Here is a 24,132-nt window from a genome sequence, read left to right as displayed (position 1 = left end):
ATTAGTATTTTGTTAAATCGGTTGTTGTATTTTGTTTTTTCATCACAGCAGCACTAATTAAAATACTTATTTCATATAGAATCATTATAGGAATGGCTACAATGACTTGGCTTATTACGTCTGGTGGTGTAATAATTGCCGATAAAATAAGCACAATAACAAGGGTGTATTTTCTATATTTTCTTAAGAAACTAGGCGTTACTAGTCCCAGTTTTGTTAAGAAATAAATTATTATGGGTAGTTCAAAAAGCAAACCACTAGCAATAGCGGAAGTTTTCATTAAACTTATATAGGATGTAATATCGATAGAATTGTTAATCTCTGCACTAACGATATAACTTGCAAAAAACTGCACAGACAAAGGAGCAATGATGTAATAGCCAAACAAGACTCCTATAAAGAATAATAAAGAAGAAATAATGATAAATGCAGAAGCATATTTCTTCTCATTGTCATATAAAGCAGGACTAATGAATTTCCATATTTCCCATAATATGAATGGGAATGCGAAAATGAATCCTACTGTTATTGAAGTCCATAAATGTATAGAGAATTGCCCACCCATTTCTCTATTTTGTATTGGGAGATTAATTTCCCTCACGCATAAACTTTCATCTAAACCAAATTTTTGTGAAAGGTCGCAAAAGAAATGGTAGGTGAAAAAATCGGGGTTTTTTGGTCCAAAAATAATTTGATCAAAAATAAAGTCACTAAAAAAGAAAGCTATTGTTGCTCCAATTAATATTGCAATAGTGCTTCTAATTAATAACCATCTCAGTTCTTCAAGGTGGTCTAGAAAAGACATTTCACCCATGTTTTTTTTTGCCATTATACAATTCCTTCTTTTAAAATATCATGCAAATGTAATATTCCTTTATAAATTGTGTCGTCAATAACCACTAATTGTGTGATAGAATTATTTTCTAATATGCTTAGTGCTTCAGATACTAAAATATTTGAATTAATATTTTTAGGATTTTTAGTCATGATATCTTTTGCAACTAAATGTGTAAAAGTATCATTATTATTAAGCATGCGTCTAATGTCTCCATCGGTAATAATACCAATCACTTTTTCATTATCAATTACAGCAGTAACACCTAAACGCTTTTCGGAAATTTCCATTATTACTTTTTTTATACTGGCATCTGGAGCAACTTGAGGTGTGTGTGTGGTGTCTAGCATGTCCTTTATTTTTAGCAATAATTTTTTTCCTAAAGCACCACCGGGATGATAAATGGCAAAATCTTCACTCTTAAAATTTCTCATTTCCATTAGAGCAACAGCTAAGGCATCTCCTAGGACTAATTGTGCAGTAGTACTATTTGTTGGTGCTAAATTGTTTGGGCAAGCTTCATTTTCTACATAAGCATGTAGTAAATAATGTGATTCTTTTCCAAGAAAAGAATTTGAATCTGCGGTCATTCCAATTAAAATATTGCCAAAACGCTTTAACAAAGGGACTAAAACTTTAATTTCTGGACTGTTCCCGCTTTTAGAAATACAAATAATAACATCATCAGGTAGCACCATTCCTAAATCGCCATGAACAGCTTCAGCAGCATGGAGAAAAACAGAAGGCGTTCCTGTAGAGTTTAATGTCGCTACTATTTTTTGAGCAATAATAGCACTTTTTCCAATACCAGTAATAACTAATCTTCCTTTCGAATTATAAATTATTTTTGTTGCTTCTGCAAAGTCTTCTGTTAAGTAATTTATAAGTTCCGATATGCTTTTGCTTTCTGCTAAAATAGTGTTCCTTGCCGAGTTTAATATAGTCGTTGTTGTGTCCAAAGTATAAAAAATATTTATGTTTTGTATTTATAAAGAAAATTGTATCTTTATAATTGCAAATTTAGGTAAAATCATATTAATAAAGAATGAAACCAAACGAAATTGATTTACACAAAGAATTAAAAAAATATTTCGGGTTTAACCAATTCAAAGGACTTCAAGAACAAGTTGTTAACAGCATCATTTACGGCAATAATACTTTTGTTATTATGCCTACAGGTGGTGGAAAATCCTTATGTTACCAACTGCCAGCTTTAGTCTTGGAAGGAACTGCAATAGTAGTTTCTCCGCTTATTGCTCTTATGAAAAATCAAGTTGACGCCATAAGAGGTTTAAGTTCAGAAGCAGGAATAGCCCATGTTTTAAATTCTTCTTTAACTAAGACAGAGATTAATCAAGTTAAAAGTGATATCACTTCAGGGTTGACCAAGTTGTTATATGTGGCACCAGAATCTTTAACCAAAGAGGAGTATATTCAATTTTTAAGAGGCGTAAAATTATCATTTGTTGCCATAGATGAGGCACATTGTATCTCTGAGTGGGGTCATGATTTTAGGCCAGAATATAGGAATCTTAAAAACATAATCAAACAATTGGGAAATGTTCCAATTATTGGATTAACTGCAACTGCTACACCAAAAGTGCAAGAGGATATTCTAAAAAATTTAGATATGCCAAATGCAAACACTTTTAAAGCTTCCTTCAATAGAGCAAATTTGTACTATGAAGTGAAGCCTAAAACAAAAAATATCGAATCCGATATTATTCGTTTTATAAAACAACACAAAGGAAAATCTGGAGTTATTTACTGTTTAAGTAGGAAAAAAGTTGAAGAAATTGCGCAATTGCTTCAAGTGAATGGAGTGAGCGCAGTACCTTATCATGCAGGACTAGATGCTAAGACAAGGGCAAAACATCAAGACATGTTTCTAATGGAAGATGTAGATGTTGTTGTGGCTACTATTGCCTTCGGAATGGGGATAGACAAACCAGATGTGCGCTTTGTGATACATCATGATATTCCAAAATCTTTAGAAAGCTACTATCAAGAAACAGGAAGAGCAGGAAGAGATGGAGGAGAAGGGCATTGTCTAGCTTATTATTCATATAAAGATATTGAAAAATTAGAGAAGTTTATGGCTGGAAAGCCTGTTGCGGAACAAGAAATAGGTTTTGCATTACTTCAAGAAGTGGTGGCTTATGCTGAAACATCTATGTCTAGAAGAAAATATTTGCTACACTACTTTGGTGAGGAATTTGATTCTGAAACAGGAGAAGGTGCAGATATGGATGATAATGTTCGCAATCCTAAGAAAAAAATTGAAGCCAAAAATCAAGTAGAGTTGCTGCTGAAAGTTATTAAGGAAACTAAAGAGCAATTTAAGTCGAAAGAAGTTATTTTGGCACTTGTGGGTAAGGTGAACGCTGTAATTAAAGCACATAAAATTGATGCTCAGCCTTTGTTTAGTAAAGGTAGTTCGTTCGATGAACGTTACTGGATGGCTTTGCTAAGGCAGGTTTTGGTTGCAGGTCTTATTAGGAAAGATATAGAAACCTATGGTATTGTGAAGCTGACTGATAAAGGGCATGATTTTATTCATAATCCTCAGAGTTTCTTAATGTCTGAAGATCATGAATATAGTGAAGCTGAAGATGAAAATATTGTGGCAGCAGCAAAATCTACTGCAACAACAGATGAAGCTTTAATGTCTATGTTGAAAGATTTAAGAAAAAAGGTTGCCAAAAAATTAGGTGTGCCTCCTTTTGTTGTTTTTCAAGACCCTTCATTAGAGGATATGGCTTTGAAGTACCCAATTACAGTGGAAGAGTTGGGAAATATTCATGGCGTTGGTGAAGGTAAAGCAAAAAAATATGGAAAAGATTTTGTTGCGTTAATTGAAAGATATGTAGAGGACAACGATATTATTCGTCCAGATGATTTAGTAGTTAAATCTACAGGTGCAAATTCAAGTTTGAAATTATATATTATTCAGAATGTAGATCGAAAACTGGCTTTGGATGATATTGCTAAAGCAAAAGGTTTAGATATGGATGGTTTGCTGAAAGAAATGGAGCAGATAGTCTATTCTGGAACTAAATTGAATATTAGTTATTGGGTAGATGATATTCTAGATGAAGATCAACAAGAGGAAATTCACGATTATTTTATGGAATCTGAATCGGATAATATCAAGGATGCGCTATCGGAATTTGATGGAGAGTATGATACAGAAGAATTGCGTTTAATGCGAATTAAATTTATTTCGGAAGTAGCTAATTAATTATATGTAAGAAATAGAAATCCCTCGTTTTATTGTAAATGAGGGATTTTTTTATGGTGAAAAAACTAGGTGTTAAATTTTCTTGACTCTCACTGCGTTCATCCCTTTTAGTCCTTTTTCAAGTTCATAGGTAACTTTATTGCCTTCTTTAACTTCATCAATCAAACCTTTAACGTGAAAGAAAAATTTATTGTCAGAGTCTGTTTCTTTAATGAAGCCAAATCCTTTTGAAGTATCATAGAAATCAACAATTCCTTTTCTTTCAGTTTCCACTTCTTCCAAGTCCTCTTTTTTAGGTATTCCAATTTCAATGCTTTCTGCATCTACGATGATTTTTTTAGAAGGGTCTGGGGGAGTACTTGTTAGATGTCCGTTTTCGTCAACATATACATACAAATCTTCTCCTGATAATTTTGGATTTGCTTTTCTAGCTTCTTTCTTTTCTTGTTTTTCTTTTCTTTTTTTAGCACGAAGTTTTTCTTGCTCTTTTTTGTTAAATGTTTCTTGAGGTCTAGCCATTAACTTACTTATGATTTTATGTGATTAATTTTAGAAAATAAAAGGGTATTACTGTGATTGTGATTAAATTCCTTTAAATTAGAGATACTAATGTTGTTTTAAAATCAACCTTAATTATTTCCTAATCCTACAAAGGTACAATAATAATTTGAGGTTTGCTTCTATATTTAATATTTTGATATTCAATATTTTATTTGTATTGAAAATACTTGCTTTTTGGCTTTTCTTTTTAATGCTTACACAATTGTTAAACTTCTCTCAAATCTAAAAATAGGGCTAAAAGCCAAACTTTTTTTGTACTTTTGGGTTATTATAATTAGGTATGAAAGAAGAAAAGGTAATATTAGTAGATATTAATGATGAGCCAATAGGTTTGATGGAAAAAATTGAAGCTCATAAGCATGCGTTGTTGCATAGGGCTTTTTCAGTATTTATTCTAAATGAGAATAATGAGATAATGCTTCAGCAAAGAGCAGCTCATAAATATCATTCTCCTTTGTTGTGGACAAATACTTGTTGTAGTCATCAACGACCTGGAGAGACTAATCTTCAAGCAGGAAAAAGAAGGCTAATGGAAGAAATGGGATTTGTGGCTGATTTGAAAGAGCTTTTTCATTTTATTTATAAAGCACCATTTGATAATGGTTTAACAGAGCATGAGTTAGATCATGTAATGATTGGTTATTATAATGAAGCACCTGAAATAAATAGGGATGAGGTTGAAAGCTGGAAGTGGATGAGGATTGAAGATGTTAAGGAAGATATGATTATTAATCCAGACGAATATACAGTTTGGTTCAAGATTATTTTTGATGAGTTTTATCATTATCTAGAGGGTCATAAAATATAATAAAAGTAAAAGATATACTTAAATGCAAGTAACTGTTTCAAGAAGAGCTCACTTTAATGCCGCTCATAGATTGTATAGAAAAGATTGGACAGAAGAAAGAAATAATGAAGTTTTTGGTAAATGTAATAATCCTAATTTTCATGGGCATAATTATGAATTAATCGTTAGTGTTACTGGAGAAATTGATCAAGAGACAGGTTTTGTGATTGATGTAAAAATTCTCTCAGATTTAATTAAGGAGCATGTTGAAAATGCATTCGATCATAAGAATCTAAATTTAGATGTTGAAGAATTTAAAGATTTAAATCCAACAGCAGAAAACATTGCAGTTGTAATTTGGCAAAAGTTGAGACCATTTATAACTGAGGATAAAGATGTAGAGGTTGTTTTGTATGAAACACCTAGGAATTTTGTAACCTATAAAGGGAAATAATATGGCTTTGAAAAAAGGAGATTTAGTGCCTGATTTTTCTGCGAAGACACAAAATGGTGTGGTTTTTAATTGGTCAGATTATAAAGGAAAATCTATTGTTTTGTATTTTTACCCTAAAGACAATACTCCAGGTTGTACTACTCAGGCTTGTGGTTTTAGGGATGAATATAGTGATTTTAGAGACTTGGGTGCGGAAGTTATTGGCGTTAGTGGTGATTCGGAAGTTTCTCATGAGCAATTTGCTGAAAAATATAAGTTGCCTTTTATTTTGTTATCCGATAGCGATAAGAAGATAAGAAAACTATTTGGTGTGCCAACCAGTCTTTTTGGGTTAATACCTGGTAGAGTTACTTATGTTATGGATAAAGAAGGTGTTGTTCAAATGGTTTTTAATAGTATGAAAGCTAATGGTCACATTCAAAAAGCAAAAGAGGTTTTACGATTACTAAATACATGACTTTAAATTATCCCAAATCTTTATAAATTTTTACAATGACTATGAAATTATATCCTTTAACGTTTGAGCCTATTCTTAAAGAAAGAATTTGGGGAGGAACAAAATTGAATTCTTTTTTGAATAAAGAATTTGATTCGAATAATATTGGTGAAAGTTGGGAGTTATCAACGGTTCCAAATGATGTTAGTGTTGTGAAAAATGGTTCATTAAAAGGGAAAAATATAAATGAACTTATAGATTTGTATGGAACTTCCTTTTTAGGAAAAAAGGTAGTTGAACAATTTGGTAATCAGTTCCCGTTACTCTTTAAATTTATTGATGCACAACAAGATTTGTCTATCCAGTTACATCCAAATGATGCGTTAGCCAAGAAAAGACATAATTCTTTTGGAAAAACCGAAATGTGGTATGTAATGCAGGCAGATGATAACGCACGGATTGTTGTTGGTTTTAAAGAGAATTCAAATAAGGAAGAATATTTAGAGCATTTAGAAAAAAAGTCACTTGTTTCTATTTTAAATGAAATACCGGTTAAAAAGGGAGATGTTTTCTTTTTAGAGACCGGTACAATACATGCTATTGGAGCTGGTATAGTAATTGCTGAAATTCAGCAAACCAGCGATATTACATACAGGATATATGACTGGGATAGAGTGGATGCAGATGGTAACGGAAGAGAATTGCATACAGAATTAGCTTTAGATGCAATAAATTATAATACGACAGATGCTAAAAAAGATTTTAATCTTCAAGAAAATATATTAACAGAGGTTGTAGAATGTCCTTATTTTAAAACAAGTATTTTGCCTTTAGATGGAGATGTTGTGTGGGGGAAAAAAGCAGAAGCATTTACAGTTTTAATGTGTACAGAAGGTGTTTTTGAGCTTTTTTATGAAGATCAGCAATATTCGTTTAAAAAAGGAGAAACAGTTTTGTTACCTGCTATAATTGAGGACGTAACTTTAAAAGGAAATGCAACTATTTTAGAAATTTCTATTTAATTCAGATTCATTAAAATATATTGCTTAATTTTGCATAGAATTTTTAAATAAATATAAAATGGCAAGCGTTAAAAACTTGAAAAAAGAAATCAACTATGTTTTAGGTGATTTAGTAAACATCGTTTATGTATGGGAAATGACTAATGGAGGAAAACCTACAGAACAAACTGATGCGATTATTGATGAAATTTATGAAAAATATGATGGATTCGTAACGAAAATTGGTCAAAAAAATGTAGAGAATAAAAAAGCTCATTTTTCTCAAATTCGTAAAGATTTTGAAGTTGTTGCTAATCAAATAGTTGAAAAAATCAACGGATTGAATTAGAAAAAAATCGATAAAAAAATTGCTTTTTTTTTGCAAATATGAAAAACTGACTTATATTTGCACCGCATTAAAGCAATAGAGTTGCCGGTGTAGCTCAGCTGGCTAGAGCAGCTGATTTGTAATCAGCAGGTCGTGGGTTCGAGTCCCTCCATCGGCTCTATTTAAAGACCATCAGAAGTGATGGTCTTTCTTTTTAAAAAGAAGAAAAATTGTATCTTTTTTTTATGTTTTTTTTTGCAAATATGAAAAACTAACTTATATTTGCACCGCATTAAAGCAATAGAGTTGCCGGTGTAGCTCAGCTGGCTAGAGCAGCTGATTTGTAATCAGCAGGTCGTGGGTTCGAGTCCCTCCATCGGCTCTATTTTGAAGACTATCAGAAGTGATAGTCTTTTTTGTTTTTATGAATTTTTTTTTAGATTTCTGTATTAGGATTGTTATCAAATAATAGTGTGTAAAAATTGGTGTGTTTGATAGTTGTTAAGATTGTTTCTTTTTCTTTTGAGAATCCTTTGTTTTGATCATGAAAGCAAAATGTGTAATCGATTGTTTGTAGTTCTAAGCATATTGTGTTATAGTTTTTGCTTGCACAAGAAGAGGTTGATTTGTTTTTGTGTTCTAAAAGTAAATCTCGAATTGTTTCTTTTCCATGTATTTTAATTAAGCATAATACTTTTAAAGAGTCTGAACAGTTGGGTTTAGACCAAACAGTATTTGAGTCTAAAAGTGTTAAGGATTTACTGTATTCTTTTTTTATAAAATATTTTTTTGCTTTTAAATATTCGATCTCACTTAAGGCAATGCCTTTTGCATTTGCACAGAATCCGTAATTAGATTTTGAAGCTCGTTCTAGTAAATTATCTATTTTTCTGAAATTTGGAGCATTGCTATTTAGGAGTCTTTCAGCTTTGTTAATGAGTCTGTAATTTTGAGAGTATGAAATAGTGCTTAAAAATAGAATGATAAAGAAGTGTTTAATCATTGGTTTTATTTGTGTTTTAATTAATTGAAAAAGAGGTGGATTTTAATAATTGTTACCTGTGTGCGTTTTTTGGTTAAGTTTAATATTGAATTTTGTTTTATGGTTACTTTATGCGGTTGTATTTAATTAAAAATAGCTTTTTATTTGATTAAAAAATATTAAAGCAAAAAAAAAGGTAAATGATTTTTTCATCTACCTTTATATACATTATTGTTCGTTTACTTTTCTTTCTTTTATATGCTTTTTAAGTAAAAGGCCATATTTAGATTTTGCCACTTTTGGTGAAAGTTTTTTTGAAATGGTATCTAAATAGGCGATGTTAATGTCTCCAATTTCTGTAAGTGCTAAGTATGGAGCTACTTCATAATCTCCGTGAGTTGCTGCAAAATTAGCTGTGTAGCGATATTTTCTTGTTAATAGTTTTTGATACTCTTTATTGATACTGTCTGTAGTTTCTGGTGTTAGTTGATTGCCAGCTTTGATTTTTCTTTCAATTAAATCTAAGTTTTTATCGTTAAATTTAGCTTTAAAGTTATTGAAGTCTGTTAATAAATCGTGATTTTTAGAACCTGTTATTTTTGCAGAAGCGTAAAACTCTTTAAGATTAGTGTCAATATTCATATCACCTGGTTCTGCAAAAAAAGATAGATTATTGTCTATTGAGTTGGTTTGTCCTCTGTCTAGAAATAAGTATAATACTTCAGGGTTTTTTAGTTTAATTGTGGTTTCAAAATGTGAGTTACCTTTGAAGGTTATACTGTCTAAAACGACAAAAGAAGTGTCTTTTATTTTTTGAATGTATAGTTTTCCTTGGCTAAGTCCTTTAATGTTTCCAGTTAAATGTAAACTTCCTTCTGGAGTTTCTTTTTTGTCGCAAGCGATTAAAGTTAATAGGCCAATTCCTAAAAGCAATATTTTTTTCATTGTATGTATTGGTGTTAATTTATTTTTTATTTTGGTGAAACAGTTTCCATTAGAAAAGCGCAAAGTATGGCTCCATATGTTCCTACAATATATCCGAATATTGCTAAAAGAACGCCAACGCTTGCTAATGATGGGTGAAATGCAGCTGCTACAATTGGTGCAGAAGCAGCTCCACCAACATTAGCTTGGCTTCCTACTGCGATAAAGAAGTAGGGAGCTTTAATTAGTTTTGCGAACGCAAATATGATAATAAAATGAATTATCATCCAAATAATTCCTACGACAATTAATCCAGGGTTGTCAAAAACTGCTGTTAAGTCCATTTTCATACCAATAGAAGCAACAAGTATATATATGAATATGCTTCCAATTTTGCTTGCTCCTGCTCCTTCATAGGTTTTTAATTTGGTAGTAGAAAGAGTAATTCCAATTACGGTTGCAATTGTGATCATCCAAAAAAATGTGCCTCCAAATGTTGAAGCAAAATTTTTAGGGTCGTTTACGGCTTCAAAGGTGTTTTTGAAAAAATCGGAGGCAATTTTGGATCCCCAATGTGATAATCCAACAGATGTGAATGCAATTGCTATAATAATCATATAATCTGATAATGAAGGATTTCTTTTTACGCTTTCTTGATAATTGGAAACTTTATCTTGTAGTTCTTGAATTGCAGAATTGTCTGCCTTTAGCCATTTATTTATTATTTCTTTTTTACCAATTCCATATAGTAAGGCTGCCATTCCAATGTTTGCAACTACAATATCTACCAAAACCATTGCTCCATATTTGGATTGATTGTATTTGAATATTTCTAACATAGCAGCTTGATTTGCACCTCCGCCAATCCAGCTTCCAGCAATGGTTGATAATCCACGCCAAACAGCATCAAAATCATTTCCTCCAACTGTTTCTGGCGAAAAAATTGATACGATTAATATGGAAATTGGCCCCCCGATAATTATGCCTAGGGTTCCTGCAAGAAAAATAAGAACTGCTTTGTATCCTAAATTAAGTAATGCTTTTAAATCTACGCTTAATGTCATTAGAACTAGAGCAGCAGGTAGTAAATATCTACTAGCTATATGGTATATGTTGGATTCTTTTTTAATAACTTTTCCAGCAGTGTCAATTTCTTCCCATTCTGGTGCAATAATATGGAATGAACTAAATATAGCAGGAAGTAGATAGCAAATTAAAAGTGCTGGGACTATATTGTAGAATTTTTTTAATGCTTTGTCTTCGGAAGAGGAAGTGTGAAAAACAATTCCGATAAGGAGCATTAGTAATCCAAATACAATTGTATCGTCTGTAAAAAAAGGAGGATTGTGCATTTTTTTAAAATTTAAGCGCAAAATAATAAAAAAAATCCTCAAAACAACATTTGTGTTTTGAGGATTAAAATTCTTAACGTGAGGTGTTAGCCTTTTAGCCAAGCATCTCTAAGACTTTTCTTGGTTTCGTCTGTTGATTGGAAACCTTCTCTACTTTCTTTTGGTAATTTTACAGTACCTTTTATTTCTTGTTCTTTGCCGTCTCTTTTAATTTTAATGGTAATTGGGTCTCCATCTTTCCAGTTTAAAGAGGATACGATGATGTTCTCAATATTTTGAATGTTAGCTTCTACATTGTTTACAGATAATAGTCTGTCGTTTCCTTGAATTCCTAAATTTGTCATGAAATCTGTTGGTTCAATGCTTGGTAAAAAGAAGAATTCTCTAGTAGCAGGGTCAACACTAATGTATGGAATTTGCATGTTTTTTAGGAAAGCATTTCCAGATACTTCAGTAGTTATTTTTGTTACGCCCATTTTATTAAAAAAATCTTCATATGGGATTGGGGTCTCTCCAGCTACATATTTGTTTAGGAATTCGCCAACAGCAGGATATGTTAGTGAGGTGATTTTAGCAAATAATTCTTCGTCTTTGAATGGTTTTTTACTACCATATTCTTTTGATAAATCTTGCATAAGATTCAAAATTCCTTTTTCTCCATTACTATTTTCTCTAATAATGATATCCATACACATTGCAATCAAAGCACCTTTTTGATATACGTTAATATATTGGTCTTTGTAAGGAGCTTTAAGTACGTTTTTACTCATTTTAGTAAAGCTCATTTTATCATTCATCATTTTTGATTGTTGAATCTTTTGTGACATTCTTTCGTAGAATTCAACTTCATCAATTAATTCTTGATTTACTTGAAACAGGTTTGCAAAGTATTCTGTAACTCCTTCATACATCCATAAGTGTTCAGACATTTTAGGGTTTATGAAATCGAAATAATGTATCTCGTTTGAATGAACGCTTAATGGTGTTACTATGTGGAAGAACTCATGAGAAACAACATCTTTTAGTTGTTCTTGTAGTTCTTCTAATGCCATTCCTTCTGGCATAACAACAGTTGTAGATGTTGTGTGTTCTAGGGCTCCAAATCCTTTAGCATCTAATTCGTTTGCTTCAGAAAGATATAAAAGAATTGCATATTTTTTAGTAGAATTTATTGGTCCAAGAAAACGTTTTTGGGCTTTCATCATGGTTTCCATATTTGGTGTGATGTCAGCAGCTGTATATTTACCAGTTGGAGAATATACACTGATGATAATTTCCATATCATCAACCATAAAATTGGTAATGTCTGGTTTAGAATACATTAAGGGCATATCAACTAATTCTGCATATCTTTTAGAAAGAAAAACATCTTTATCTGGGCTGTTATCTGTGTCAATCATGGCAGAAACACCTTGTAGAGTGGCTGGGTGGGTTATGGTTAGTTTATATGGGCTAGACTCTTTGCCTTCAAAGTAGCCTATAAAACCATGTGTGTTTAACATGAAGTTTTCACCTGCTAAGATATTTGTTCCTGCTGGAGAAAATACATCGTTACTTTGACCAAATCCACCACCTTTTTCAGTGTCGAAAGAATCATTAACTAAGTAAGTAACTTTAGATAATTTGGTAGCGTCACTAATTTTATAAGTGTTCTCTGTTAGTTTTGTTATGGTTAATCCATTTCCGTTTGCGTCGAAAGCTTGTAGGTTTTCAATAAATTTACCATAATTGTCTTCAGAATAGGTTCCGGGAACTGTTTTTGGCATATTGAAAGTTGTTGTTTCAGTAGTGAAAGTGGGTGTAGTAATGCTTACCATTACTTTGTCATCTTTTACATTTACTAAATCAATTAAAACATCAACATTATCTTTTTTTGTGCTAGAAGGAGATGTTTTACAGCTCCAAATAAAACTTGCAACAGCAAGGCTTAGGAATATTTTTTTCATTTTAATCTTTTTGATATTTATATCTGTCGCAAATATATTTCATTTGTTACAGATGAATAAAAAAACCTCCAAAAATTGGAGGCTTTTAGTCTTTTTAATCGAATTTATTTTTAAAATAATATTTACTATCTAAATCATCGTCTTGTAGAGGATCGAATTTTAACGGTTTAGGCTTTGGTTTGCTTGCGATTGCTTTCTTTTTCCAAATTTCAAAATTATCTTTCGATAATTTTTTCTTCATTAATTCGGTAACTTCTTTTTCAGAAACTCCAAATTCTTCTTTTAACACTTCAAAAGGTTTTTTTTCCTCTTGTGCCATACTCACAATTCTTTCAATTGTCTGACTGTCTAATTCTGAAATTTTGTCTTTTTTCATTAGATGAAAAATTAATCTATAATTTTAATTAATGTTATACACTTCAATATTACTAAAAAAATATTAAATATTATAAAATATATTCGTTTTTTACAATTTGTTAATTCGCTGTGTAAAAATTTATAATTATTGTTAATTTTTTAAATTATAGTTCTAAATGTTAAATTTATTCTATCTTTTTTAGAAGAACTGGCTTTAGGTAGTTGATGCTTATAGTGAATTTGACTCCCTTCTTTCATTAATAACAGACTGCCATGGTTTAAAATTAGATTTTGTTTTGCTTCTTTTTTTTCATTGTGTTTAAGTTGAAAGGTTCTGTGTTCTCCTAAACTTAACGAAGCTATTATGGGGTTTCTTCCTAATTCTTTTTCATTATCAGCATGCCAACCGTTACTGTCTTTCTCGTTTCTGTATAGGTTCAATAAGACTGTTGTGAAATTTTGATTTATTATGTTTTCTATTTCATTTTTGATATGCATTAATGTTGGGGTCCAGTGGTGCGGATGCATTACGATGTTTGAATATGAATATGGTTTTCCTTCGTTGCCATATAAGGCAGTTAATCTGGGTTGTAAATGCGTTTTTCCAAATAGTGTGATTGTGTCTTGTTGCCATGGTGTATCTTTAAAGAGCTTTTTGAAAAGTAAATCTGCTTTTTCTTTATCAAAGAAGTTTGGGTAATATTCAAAAGTTGCATCTGGTAGATTAAGAATAATCTTTTCATTTGGAAATAAATCTAACATATTATGTGAATATAAAAGAGCAACACATTAATTGTATTGCTCTCTAAATATATTAAAAATAGATTTATTATTTGCTGTCTTCTAAGAAGTTTTTATAAATGAGTCCTGCGGTAATTGCTCCTAAGATAGGTGCTAGCCAAAACAGCCATAATTGTGCTAAAGGTTCTCCACCAACAAAAATGGCTTGTGATAATGATCGAGCAGGGTTTACAGATGTGTTGGTAATAGGAATACTAATAAGGTGTATTAATGTTAAGGCTAATCCAATCGCTAACCCAGCAAATTTTCCATTTGCAAATTTATCTGTGGCTCCTAATATTATAATTAGAAAAAATAATGTTAGAACATATTCTGCAATAAAAGCAGAAGTAATGGAGTAGCCTTCAGGTGAGAAATAGTCATAACCATTAGAAGCAAAAGCGCCAGCTTGTGTTGGGTCTATTTCAAAACCAGATTTTCCTGACAATATTAGGTATAATATTCCAGCTGCGGTAATTGCACCAACACATTGTGAAACAATATAAGGTGCAAGATCTTTAATAGGAAATCTACCACCAATCCATAAACCTATTGAGACAGCGGGGTTAAAATGTCCTCCTGAAATGTGTCCTACTGCATAAGCCATGGTAAGGACTGTTAGCCCAAATGCTAGGGATACACCAACAAACCCAATCCCAAGATCTGGAATTCCAGCTGCAAAAAGCGCACTACCACATCCTCCAAATACTAGCCAAAAAGTTCCGAAAAATTCTGCAAATAATTTTTTCATAATCTTCATTCGTTTAATTTATTAATTGTTTTTTTTATTATCTTTTTTAAGAAACTGATTATTATCAGTTAAAAAAAATACTTGAAATAAATTTATTAAAAAAAGACTCCTCGGAATAAATTAAAAGAAGAATTGTTTAAAAAACATCGACGAAGAACATGTTTTTACCGTTTAAATGTAATATTCATGATAATAATGGCAGTTATTATTAATGTTATTCCAATCCATTGTGAAAAAACAACTGTCTCATTTAAAAGAAAATAAGCCATTAAGACAGATACAGGTAGTTCTAATGAGGAGATGATACTTCCAAGTCCTAAACCAGTTTTTGGAAAACCAGCATTCATTAAAACAGGTGGGATTATTGTTCCAAAAAGTGCTAAGAAAATCCCAAAATAACCAAAAATTGAAAAATTAAATGGCTCTTTTTGTGTATAAAGACTAAATAATAAAACAATAATTGCTCCACCAAAAAGCATGTATAAGCTTCGTTGAGCAGATGAAATATTAGTGGCGATTTTGTTTGCTGTGAACATGGTTGTAGTGAAAGAAATTGCAGCAAGTATGCCCCAGAAAAGACCTAGCCAGTTAAGTTCCACTTTGCTGAAAAGTAGGTTTGTTGCTAACACTGTTCCAATAAGTACTATGAGAACGGCTATAAATTTTTGTTTTGATGGTGCTTTTTTATCAATGAACCACTCTACTAATACACCTATCCAAACGGTTTGCATTAATAAAACAATTGCGATAGAAACATCTATGTATTTAACACATAAATAATAAAAAACGCTTGTCATTCCTAATGAAGTACCAGCTAGCATTAAATGGAATATGTTTTTAGTACTGGCTTTTACAACGTTGTTTTTGTTTTTGAATTTTTGATATAAATTAATTAGTAACATTCCTAGGATTCCATAAATAAATTGAGAGGTTGTTACTTCGGCAGTAGTGTATTGTTCTTGACTTTTGTAGGCTAGTTTTACTACAGTTGCGAGCATGCCATAGCTTGTCGCTCCTAATCCAACTAAAAAAACTCCTTTAATTAATTCATTCTTTGACATTTTCATATTTTTTTAAGGGGCGCAAATATAAGGCAAAGGAATTGTTTTTTAGATTAAAACTTCTAAAATAATCGATATTGATTGTGGTTTTATATTTTGTTGATGTATTATTTATTTTGGTTATAGAAATTATAACTGTTTTTTTTAATACTTTAAAAGTTGTTTTATTGATTTGTAAAATGTTAATCAATTAATTTGATGCAGAGTGTTTTCTTTTCTGTTGAAAAGTTGTTTATTTTAAGTATTAATTAACGTATAAGGTTCAGAAAATGTTTTATCATTGTCTTTTAAATAGGAAAAGAGAATGAAGAATTTGCTGTTTGTTTTTTTTGTTGCTTTTTTATGTTGTAATAATAAAGAGGTAAATAGATTAGATTGTAATGATATTAAGACTAGTAATAGAGGATATAACACTTATCATAAAGAAGCCTTGAATTATGCAAAGCAGAATGGATTTAATCAAGATTTTTATTATTTATTAGATTTTAGTATTCATTCTGGGAAAAATAGATTTTTTATTTATGATTTTAAAAAGGATATAATTATAAAAGAAAAGCTAGTTACTCATGGAAGTTGTGATAAGTTTGAAGAAAATCCAGAAAAGTGGGAAAAGGCAAAATTTAGCACGAAGAATGGGAGTCATTGTTCGATGAAAGGAAAATATAAGATAGGGAAAAGAGATTATAGTTCTTGGGGAATTAATGTTAAATATTGGATTCATGGCTTAGAAAAAACGAACAACACAGCTGTTAAAAGAGTTGTTGTTTTGCATTCTTGGGAAGCAGTGAAAAATGAAGAGGTATATCCTAAATATAGCCCTTTAAGTTGGGGGTGTCCTGCGGTTTCTAATGAATTTATGGAAGAGTTAGACGAGCAATTGCAAAAGAGTGAAAAACCAGTTTTGTTATGGATAATTGATTAATATTCATTGTACCATTTGAATTTTTTGTCGATAACTTTAGATTTGTTTTCTTTTATAAATGCTAAATAGGCTTTTGCAACAGGTGATAATGATTTTTGTTTGTGCCAAATTAAATTCCAAGTTGTTTCAACAGGAAGTTCTTTAACGGGAATAATTTGTAAATCGTTGTTTAGTAATTCGTTTTTTAGACCGATTAAAGGCATAATAGAAACACCAATACCTGCAATTACAGCTTGTTTTACAGCTTCGTTAGATGTAAGTTCAAGTTTTTTTACAATTTTTAAATTATTATTTTCAAAAAAACGCTCCATTTTCCATCTTGTTCCCGAACCTTCTTCTCGGTAAATCATTGTTAAGTCGTTAAATTTATTTAAGTTGTAGTGTTTTTTAGGGATTTTAAAATCTTTGTTAGCTACAAGAAATAATTTATTGCTCATTAACTCTTCATTATTGATTAAAAGGTTTTCTGGAAGAATAGAAACTAATGAAAAATCAACTTCGTTTTTTTCAAGACTTTTTATCACTTTTACTTTGTTTGTTACATCTAAAGAGAGCTCAACTCCTTCGTGCATTTTTAAAAAATCCGAAAGAAAATATGGAATAATATATTTTCCTGTTGACACTACAGATATTTTTAATTTTCCAGTAAGCTGTCCTTTAAAAGCAAGTGTTTTGTTTTGAATTTCTTGTACTTCATTAAGTATTTTTTGTGCTGCTTCAGCAATTTCAACTCCGAAATCGGTTACATAAAGTTGTCTTCCAATTACTTCGGTTAATGGAATTTCAAACTGATCTTGAAAATTCTTTAATTGAATGGAAACAGCTGGTTGTGTGAGGTGTAGCTCTTCAGCTGCTTTTGTTATGCTTTTTGTTTGGGTTATCTTTAGAAATACATGTAACTGGTGTAAAGTATAGTTCATAAAATATATTAATGATATTCATTACAAATATAAATAAAAATTTATAAATATAAAACTGCAATTTTGCACAGTAAATAAAAATACATGAAACATAATTTAATTATAGTCGTAATTCTGTTAGTTATTACAAGTTTATTACTAACAAAACCATTGAATATTTTTGTAGAGTATTCAGTATTAGGGTTGATGATTTTATTATTTATAACAATTATTTCAAAACAATCTAAAAAAGTGTTAAAATGAAAGAGTTAGATTTCAAATTAGTTAAAGGTGTTTTTGATCCAGAAGAGGCTCAGGATGTGTTGTTTTCATTAATAAATAACAAAATTAGATTTCATCAATTAGAAGCTTTTAGCATTAGAGAAAGAAATTTAGGAACAACGTTTTCTTCTGAAAGCAGAATAGTTGAACTAGAAGATGCTAAAGAGTTAGTTAGTCATTCCATAATGGAAGCAATGAAAACTCATGCAAAAATTAAAATAACAGGAGATATTAAAATAGAACTATTAGAGTCCTAAAAAAATGTTTATTAATAGACAAGTTTTAATTGCAACACAACATAATAAAGAGAAAGTAATTCAACCTTTGTTAGAAGAAGAATTAGGAGTTGAGTGTGTGGTTAATCATCGTTTTGATACTGATACATTAGGTACTTTTTCAGGAGAAATTGAACGAAAAGATGACGCCCTAATAACACTGCGAAAAAAATGTGTTTTTGCATTAAAAGAAACTGAATTTGAATTAGTTATTGCATCTGAAGGATCTTTTGGGGCGCATCCTTCTTTTTTCTTTGTTCCTGCAAATGATGAATTAATAATGTTTTTAGATGTTAAAAACAATATTGAAATTGTCGCAAGAGAAATTTGTACAGAAACAAATTATGCTCATGCCGTTGTGTCTAGTAGAGAGGAACTCTATGAATTTTCTAAAAAAGCATTGTTTCCTTCCCATGCTTTAATTTTGAAATCAAGTAATGAAAAACCTAAAATCATTTATAAAGGAATTCAAAATGAAGATGAGCTGATTGTTGCTTTCGATACTATTAAAAGTAAAGGTTATGATGTTTTTGTAGAAACAGATATGAGAGCAATGTGCAACCCTTCAAGGATGAAAGTAATAGAGAAAGCGACTAGGAAACTTTTAAAAAAAATCAACAATGTTTGTCCAGATTGTTTTATTCCAGGTTTTGATGTCTCAGAAGTAATTACTGGTTTGCCCTGTGAAGGTTGTGGTTTGCCTACTGCATCAACGTTAGCACATATTTATAAATGTAAAAAATGTAATTATAAGGAAACAATGAAATTTCCTTATCAAAAAAAGAAAGAAGAACAACAATTTTGTAATTATTGTAATCCTTAACAAAATGCTGAAAAGTAAAGACACTTTAGAAGCTGTTAAATGGTTAGATCAAAATGAAGTCGTAGCCATTCCTACCGAGACAGTTTATGGTTTAGCAGCAAATATATATTCTAAAGAAGCTATAAAAAAAATATATACAATTAAAAACCGCCCTTTAAATAATCCATTAATAGTTCATATAAAATCTGAGCAAGAATTATCAAAATATGCTCAAAATATTCCTTTAAAAGCAACAATTTTAGCAAAAACATTTTGGCCTGGACCATTAACATTATTATTGAAAAAGTCACCATTAATTCCAGATTATATTACTGCAAACAAAGAAACAGTTGCACTAAGAGTTCCAGATCATCGGTTAACACTACAATTGCTACAGGAATTGGATTACCCTATCGCGGCTCCAAGCGCAAATCCATCAAATTGTGTTAGTGCAACCAAAGCATCACATGTGGTTTCATATTTTGAAAATGTTTTACCATTTGTTTTAGATGGAGGTTCGTGTAGTAAAGGAATAGAGTCCACTATTATTGGTTTTGAAAATGATGAGCCTGTTGTATATCGTTTAGGTTCTTTAACCTTAGAAAAAATTGAATTGGTTGTTGGGAAGGTTAAGATGTTGAATAATTTACAACCCAATCAAAATCCGACTGCTCCAGGAATGTTTACTAAGCATTATGCTCCAAAAACCCCACTTTATGTAGTTGGTAATGTTAATTATTTTCTAGAAATGAATGATTTTAAAAGCGTAGTTTTTATAGGATTTAATAAAAGAATAAATCATGATTCAGTTACACATCAATTACTATTATCGAGTGATGGAGATGTGGAAGAAGCTGCTTCAAAACTATACAGCACATTGATTAAAGCCGATGCTTTTAAAGCCGAAGTGATTGTAGTGGAATGGTTTGAAAATAAAAATTTAGGGATGAGTATTAACGATAGGCTTAAGAGAGCAAGTTCAAAATAATTAAAAAAAAATGAATATAAATTTATTATTAGACAATTTAACGAATCCGGCCTTATTGTTTTTTTTATTAGGAATTATAGCAGTAAGACTTAAAAGTGATTTAGCAATTCCAGAAAATTCATCAAAGTTCATTTCTCTTTATCTACTATTTTCAATAGGCTTTAAAGGCGGACAAGAATTAGCGCATAGTTCATTTTCTATGGAAATTATTTGGAGTATAATTTTTGGAATTTTTACAGCTATTATCATTCCGCTTTATACTTTCTTTATCTTAAAAAAACGTTTGTCTGTTTCAAATGCGGGAGCAATAGCTGCAGCTTATGGATCTGTTAGTGCAGTAACGTTTGTAACAGCGGTTTCATTTTTAGAAATTCAAAATATAACTTTCAATGGTCACATGGTAGCTGTTATGGCTCTAATGGAAGCTCCAGCGATCATTGTTGGTGTTATTCTTATTAGGATGTTTTCAAAGAAAAAAGCAGATGCTCCTGAACAAAAAATTTCAACTGTTATAAAGCACTCTTTTGCAAATGGAAGTGTGTTGCTAATATTAGGAAGTTTAGTTATAGGTTTTTTAGCAAGCGACAAACAAGCCATGGGGATAAAACCATTTACAACCGATATTTTTAAAGGGTTTCTTGCAATTTTTCTTTTAGATATGGGAATTGTTTGCGGGAAAAAATTAAAAGACTTTTTGAAAAACGGAAAGTTTACGGTACTATTTGCTATTATAATACCATTGTTAAACGGTATAGTGTTTGCTTATTTAAGTGGTTTTATTATGAATGGTGTAGGAGATAGGTTTATTTTGTCTATTCTAACAGCAAGTGCTTCCTATATTGCAGTGCCAGCGGCTATGAAAATGGCAGTACCAAAGGCCAATCCAGGAATATATATACCAATGGCTTTAGCAGTAACGTTTCCAGTAAATATTACTCTCGGAATGCCATTATACCTAACAATAATAATGAATTCATAATTTGAAAAGAACGGTGTAAATAGTAAAATAATTACACCGTTTATATTTTAATGTTTTTTTCTAGCGATACTTTTTGTGTTTGCTTTCTTTCTTTTATAGTTTTTATTTTGAGAAGCTGTTTCTCTTTTAGAATGTCTATTTTTTAATACCACAACACGATGTGTTTTTGTGCTATGAAAATGAGAATGATGTTTAATGCATTTATTTCTAAAAATGGTGTGTTTGTAGGGTTTCCAAGGTTTCCAAAAGTTTGGGTGTTTTTTCCATCTGTATGGCGATTTCCAAGCAATATAATTTGGATGGTAAACATATCTGACGCATGGCCAAAACCAAACATTAACAATAGTTCTAATTGGTGAGACGACAGCACTATTTGGCCCTTTTTTTGAGGAATCTACTTCTTCTGCAACTTCAAAGGGCTCAATAATAGTATTTTCTACATACAAATCTTCGTTTCCTTCAATTTGAATTATTGCAAATTCTTTATCGGTTTTTTCAATGCCAATTGTGGCAATCTCTTGAGCAGTATTATTATTTAGATAGGTGGATAATACAATTATATGGCTATTGTTTTCTTTTATAGCCTCAACATTGATATAATCAATTTCATCATCGTTATTTAAATCTAAATTGTTGACATCATTTTCCTTTGTATTAATTGATTTCTCAAATTCTTCTAATGAATTCGAGTTCTTAAATATTGCTAAAGCACCTTCTAAACTGAAGTCTTCTCCTCTGTATTCCTGCCCAAGACCTAATGTAATCCCTACAATTGTTATTAAAATGGATAGTCTTTGTTTCATAATTTTTAGGTTTTAGATTAAAAATTCTCTAATTATTAGTTTAGCAATAAGACAATAAAAAATAGAAAAGGTTTAGAGAAAAAAACAATTTTTTTTGTGTCATGTTTTTGAAAAAGTTGTTTTTGTTGTTTTTTTTTATATATTTAGCAACCCAAATTTACATAAATGTTAAACCTAACCTGTGGTAGCAAAAAAGAAAGTGAAATACTTTTGTTGCTAGATGAAGCCCATCGTATTAGAATTAACAGCCTTTCTAAGAGTATTTTGTTAACTCAAAATGCTTTGGAAAGTAGTATTGCAATTAACAATAAATCACTTCAAGCCAAATGTTATAGTCAATTATCCTTGTATTATATGGTGATTGGTGAAATGGACAAGGCTACTTTTTTTGCTCAGGAAGCGTTGCAAATTTTTACAGACCTTGAAGATGAAAAAGGTATTGCTGATGCTAAATATAGTTTAGCTGGTGTTTACTACAAAACGAACTTGTATCATTTAGGGTTAATTGCATTTATTGATGCCTTAAAAATATATCAAAAGCATGATGATTGTTATAACCAATCGAGAACAGAAAAATCGTTAGGTACTATATATGGTTACATTGGAGATCAAAATAATGCATTTAAGTCCTATAAAAGTGCTGTTAAAAACGCAAAAAAAATTAATAATTCCGATTTAGAATCTAATGTATATAATAACATATCTGGAATTTTAGCAAAAAACGGTAAGCTAAAATTTGCAATGCGTTTTATAGAAAAATCAATTCAATTAAAAGAATTCTCCAATGATATTAGAGGTTTAGGATATGCTATTTATGGAAAAGCTAAAGTCTTTTTTTATTTAAATGAATTTGAGAAAGCAGAACAATACTATTTTAAAGCTTTAGCAATACATAAGGAAATGGGTGAAAATACAGGTATCGCAATGAGTTATACCAAGCTAGGCGAAATGTATTATAAAATTGATAAATTAGATTTAGCCTTAGAATATGCATTGTTAGGACTTCAGATTGCTGGAGAATTAAAGCTAGCAATGTCAACAATAAAATTAAATAAATTAATATACTTCATTTATAAAGAAAAAAAAGAGTATTATTTATCATTAGATTTTTTTGAACGATATCAGAAGGAAAAAGAAGCGGTTATCAATGCTCAAACATTGAAAGTTATTGAGAATTATGAAATGATTTCTAAAATGGATTTGTTAAAGAGAGAATCTATATTAGATAAAGAAAAGCAACAAATTTTAGAAAAGAAAAATTTAGACGAAGTTAATGCTATTAGGATGCGTCAAGAGTTTCTTTCAATTATGAGTCACGAAATTAGAACACCTTTAAATGCGATTACTTCAATTGTCTCTTTGCTAGAAGGAGAAACAACTGAAGAAGGGAATAAATTGCTTAAAAGTTTACAATTTGCATCGTCTAATTTAATAAAAATTGTAAATGATGTTTTAGATTTCTCTAAGTTAGATTCTCACAAATCAAGATTAGAGCGAAGTCCTGTTAATCTTTTTGAATTAGTACAGAGAACAGTAAATGTATATGAAAAACAAGCTCAAGACAAAGGGTTGAAGTTGAAATTTAATTATGCTGTTAAAAGCAATTACCTCTATTTTATAGATGAAACTAAAATTACTCAAATTTTAAATAATTTAATTAGTAATGCAATTAAATTTACAGATAAAGGAGTGGTGGAAGTATCAGTATCATTATTAAAAATAAAAAAAGAATATGATAAAATTCTATTTGAAGTTAAAGATACTGGTGAAGGTATATCTAAGAAAAACAAGAACGAAATTTTTGAAAGTTTCTCTCAAATAAAACCCGTTTTAACAAGAAATCAAGGGGGAACAGGCTTAGGTTTAGCTATTGTTAAAAAAATTGTAGAATTACACCAAAGTAAAATTAAATTAAAAAGTACCATTGGTAAAGGATCTGTGTTTTATTTTACGTTAAAAATGAACAGAGTTTTAGCAAGTAATATTGTTTTGAAAGAGCAGGGAAAAGAAGTAGATTTAAAAGGGAAAAAAGTATTAATTGTTGAAGATACACTGATAAATGCTACTTTGTTAATGAAAATTCTTTCTAAATGGGACATGTTACCAGAACATGTAATCAATGGAAAACAAGCGATTAAAATAGTTAAAGAAAAAATATTCGACTTTATTTTAATGGATATTCACATGCCAGAAATGAATGGATTTGAAGTAGCTAATTTGATTAAAACTACTTCAAACTTAAATAATAGTACACCAATATTAGCCTTAACGGCAGATACAATGCTAACAGCAGAAAACTATGAAACAAGTAGCTTTAATGGTTTTTTATGGAAGCCTTTTGAAGTTGAAAAGCTAAAAAAAGCATTTCAAGCAGTAGCTGTATAAT

25 protein-coding genes and 2 tRNA genes are annotated in these 24,132 nt (G+C 30.5%); 14 read left to right on the top strand and 13 right to left on the bottom strand.

The features are described from left to right. Nucleotide 1 precedes the first annotated feature (1 nt). Nucleotides 2-829, bottom strand: coding sequence for a twin-arginine translocase subunit TatC (tatC, locus tag ACZ49Z_RS01370; RefSeq protein WP_464306413.1), 828 nt, complete (start codon nt 827-829; stop codon nt 2-4). Next, nucleotides 829-1,794, bottom strand: a complete 966-nt coding sequence (locus ACZ49Z_RS01365) for a KpsF/GutQ family sugar-phosphate isomerase (RefSeq protein ID WP_464306412.1) — start codon at nt 1,792-1,794, stop codon at nt 829-831. The genes tatC and ACZ49Z_RS01365 overlap by 1 nt, the downstream gene beginning before the upstream one ends. A gap of 86 nt (nt 1,795-1,880) precedes the next feature. Between ACZ49Z_RS01365 and recQ the strand changes: the two genes are divergently transcribed. Further along, on the top strand, nt 1,881-4,076 hold the full coding sequence (gene recQ, locus ACZ49Z_RS01360) for a DNA helicase RecQ (RefSeq protein ID WP_464306411.1): 2,196 nt from the start codon (nt 1,881-1,883) through the stop codon (nt 4,074-4,076). A gap of 72 nt (nt 4,077-4,148) precedes the next feature. Here recQ and ACZ49Z_RS01355 read toward each other — a convergent pair whose 3' ends face one another. After that, nucleotides 4,149-4,595 (bottom strand): cold-shock protein, encoded by a 447-nt coding sequence (locus tag ACZ49Z_RS01355; protein ID WP_464306410.1) that lies wholly within the window; start codon nt 4,593-4,595, stop codon nt 4,149-4,151. A gap of 322 nt (nt 4,596-4,917) precedes the next feature. On the opposite strand from ACZ49Z_RS01355, the gene idi reads away from it, so the two are divergent. The 7 genes from idi (at nt 4,918) to ACZ49Z_RS01320 (ending at nt 8,025) form a co-directional block, all read left to right on the top strand. Beyond that, entirely contained in the window at nt 4,918-5,445 is a 528-nt protein-coding gene (gene idi / locus ACZ49Z_RS01350) for an isopentenyl-diphosphate Delta-isomerase (protein WP_464306409.1), read from the top strand. Nucleotides 5,446-5,467: 22 nt separating this feature from the next. Beyond that, nucleotides 5,468-5,878 (top strand): 6-pyruvoyl trahydropterin synthase family protein, encoded by a 411-nt coding sequence (locus ACZ49Z_RS01345; protein ID WP_464306408.1) that lies wholly within the window; start codon nt 5,468-5,470, stop codon nt 5,876-5,878. 1 nt (nt 5,879) lies between these two features. Further along, nucleotides 5,880-6,335 (top strand): peroxiredoxin, encoded by a 456-nt coding sequence (locus ACZ49Z_RS01340; RefSeq protein ID WP_464306407.1) that lies wholly within the window; start codon nt 5,880-5,882, stop codon nt 6,333-6,335. A gap of 35 nt (nt 6,336-6,370) precedes the next feature. Beyond that, nucleotides 6,371-7,336 (top strand): type I phosphomannose isomerase catalytic subunit, encoded by a 966-nt coding sequence (locus ACZ49Z_RS01335; protein ID WP_464306406.1) that lies wholly within the window; start codon nt 6,371-6,373, stop codon nt 7,334-7,336. A gap of 58 nt (nt 7,337-7,394) precedes the next feature. Further along, nucleotides 7,395-7,664 carry a hypothetical protein gene (locus ACZ49Z_RS01330; RefSeq protein WP_464306405.1) on the top strand — a complete coding sequence of 90 codons (270 nt, stop codon included), beginning with the start codon at nt 7,395-7,397 and terminating at the stop codon, nt 7,662-7,664. Nucleotides 7,665-7,747: 83 nt separating this feature from the next. Continuing rightward, a tRNA-Thr gene (locus ACZ49Z_RS01325) sits at nt 7,748-7,821 on the top strand. Between the two features lie 130 nt (nt 7,822-7,951). Continuing rightward, nucleotides 7,952-8,025, top strand: a tRNA-Thr gene (locus ACZ49Z_RS01320). Between the two features lie 54 nt (nt 8,026-8,079). On the opposite strand, the gene ACZ49Z_RS01315 is transcribed toward ACZ49Z_RS01320, so the two are convergent. The 8 genes from ACZ49Z_RS01315 to ACZ49Z_RS01280 all read right to left on the bottom strand — a co-directional run bounded on the left by ACZ49Z_RS01315 (nt 8,080) and on the right by ACZ49Z_RS01280 (nt 15,796). Next, nucleotides 8,080-8,646, bottom strand: a complete 567-nt coding sequence (locus ACZ49Z_RS01315) for a hypothetical protein (RefSeq protein WP_464306404.1) — start codon at nt 8,644-8,646, stop codon at nt 8,080-8,082. A gap of 207 nt (nt 8,647-8,853) precedes the next feature. Continuing rightward, nucleotides 8,854-9,570, bottom strand: coding sequence for a DUF4369 domain-containing protein (locus ACZ49Z_RS01310; RefSeq protein WP_464306403.1), 717 nt, complete (start codon nt 9,568-9,570; stop codon nt 8,854-8,856). Between the two features lie 26 nt (nt 9,571-9,596). Continuing rightward, nucleotides 9,597-10,901: a DUF819 family protein gene (locus tag ACZ49Z_RS01305; protein WP_464306402.1), complete on the bottom strand. Its 1,305-nt coding sequence runs from the start codon at nt 10,899-10,901 to the stop codon at nt 9,597-9,599. An 86-nt stretch (nt 10,902-10,987) separates the two neighbouring features. Next, entirely contained in the window at nt 10,988-12,847 is a 1,860-nt protein-coding gene (locus ACZ49Z_RS01300; protein ID WP_464306401.1) for a M61 family metallopeptidase, read from the bottom strand. Between the two features lie 94 nt (nt 12,848-12,941). Continuing rightward, the gene (locus tag ACZ49Z_RS01295) at nt 12,942-13,223 is read right to left on the bottom strand and encodes a DUF2805 domain-containing protein (RefSeq protein WP_464306400.1); all 282 of its coding nucleotides are present in this window, start codon (nt 13,221-13,223) and stop codon (nt 12,942-12,944) included. A 140-nt stretch (nt 13,224-13,363) separates the two neighbouring features. Then, nucleotides 13,364-13,966: an alpha-ketoglutarate-dependent dioxygenase AlkB family protein gene (locus ACZ49Z_RS01290; RefSeq protein WP_464306399.1), complete on the bottom strand. Its 603-nt coding sequence runs from the start codon at nt 13,964-13,966 to the stop codon at nt 13,364-13,366. A 67-nt stretch (nt 13,967-14,033) separates the two neighbouring features. Next, nucleotides 14,034-14,744, bottom strand: coding sequence for an aquaporin Z (aqpZ, locus tag ACZ49Z_RS01285; RefSeq protein ID WP_464306398.1), 711 nt, complete (start codon nt 14,742-14,744; stop codon nt 14,034-14,036). A 155-nt stretch (nt 14,745-14,899) separates the two neighbouring features. Further along, nucleotides 14,900-15,796: a DMT family transporter gene (locus tag ACZ49Z_RS01280; protein ID WP_464306397.1), complete on the bottom strand. Its 897-nt coding sequence runs from the start codon at nt 15,794-15,796 to the stop codon at nt 14,900-14,902. A 304-nt stretch (nt 15,797-16,100) separates the two neighbouring features. On the opposite strand from ACZ49Z_RS01280, the gene ACZ49Z_RS01275 reads away from it, so the two are divergent. Next, entirely contained in the window at nt 16,101-16,718 is a 618-nt protein-coding gene (locus tag ACZ49Z_RS01275; RefSeq protein WP_464306396.1) for a murein L,D-transpeptidase catalytic domain-containing protein, read from the top strand. On the opposite strand, the gene ACZ49Z_RS01270 is transcribed toward ACZ49Z_RS01275, so the two are convergent. Continuing rightward, on the bottom strand, nt 16,715-17,638 hold the full coding sequence (locus tag ACZ49Z_RS01270) for a LysR family transcriptional regulator (protein WP_464306395.1): 924 nt from the start codon (nt 17,636-17,638) through the stop codon (nt 16,715-16,717). The genes ACZ49Z_RS01275 and ACZ49Z_RS01270 overlap by 4 nt on opposite strands. A gap of 239 nt (nt 17,639-17,877) precedes the next feature. Between ACZ49Z_RS01270 and ACZ49Z_RS01265 the strand changes: the two genes are divergently transcribed. Genes ACZ49Z_RS01265 through ACZ49Z_RS01250 form a run of 4 tightly spaced genes read left to right on the top strand, consistent with a single transcriptional unit; the run spans nt 17,878 to nt 20,943 of the window. Continuing rightward, a complete protein-coding gene (locus ACZ49Z_RS01265) occupies nt 17,878-18,156 on the top strand; it encodes a hypothetical protein (RefSeq protein WP_464306394.1) in 279 nt (92 codons plus the stop codon). Nucleotides 18,157-18,160: 4 nt separating this feature from the next. Beyond that, entirely contained in the window at nt 18,161-18,997 is an 837-nt protein-coding gene (locus ACZ49Z_RS01260) for a DUF6671 family protein (RefSeq protein WP_464306393.1), read from the top strand. A 4-nt stretch (nt 18,998-19,001) separates the two neighbouring features. Continuing rightward, the gene (locus tag ACZ49Z_RS01255; RefSeq protein ID WP_464306392.1) at nt 19,002-19,964 is read left to right on the top strand and encodes an L-threonylcarbamoyladenylate synthase; all 963 of its coding nucleotides are present in this window, start codon (nt 19,002-19,004) and stop codon (nt 19,962-19,964) included. A 10-nt stretch (nt 19,965-19,974) separates the two neighbouring features. Beyond that, nucleotides 19,975-20,943, top strand: a complete 969-nt coding sequence (locus tag ACZ49Z_RS01250) for a sodium-dependent bicarbonate transport family permease (RefSeq protein WP_464306391.1) — start codon at nt 19,975-19,977, stop codon at nt 20,941-20,943. Nucleotides 20,944-20,990: 47 nt separating this feature from the next. Here ACZ49Z_RS01250 and ACZ49Z_RS01245 read toward each other — a convergent pair whose 3' ends face one another. Beyond that, complete coding sequence (locus ACZ49Z_RS01245; protein ID WP_464306390.1) at nt 20,991-21,746, bottom strand: hypothetical protein; 756 nt, start codon at nt 21,744-21,746, stop codon at nt 20,991-20,993. 165 nt (nt 21,747-21,911) lie between these two features. Here ACZ49Z_RS01245 and ACZ49Z_RS01240 point away from each other — a divergent pair, with 165 nt between their 5' ends. Then, entirely contained in the window at nt 21,912-24,131 is a 2,220-nt protein-coding gene (locus ACZ49Z_RS01240; protein WP_464306389.1) for an ATP-binding response regulator, read from the top strand. The last annotated feature ends 1 nt before the right edge of the window (nt 24,132 follow it).

The sequence above is a fragment of the Flavobacterium sp. KY-23415 genome, assembly GCF_055384985.1.
This window is presented reverse-complemented; position numbering and strand designations above follow the sequence as displayed.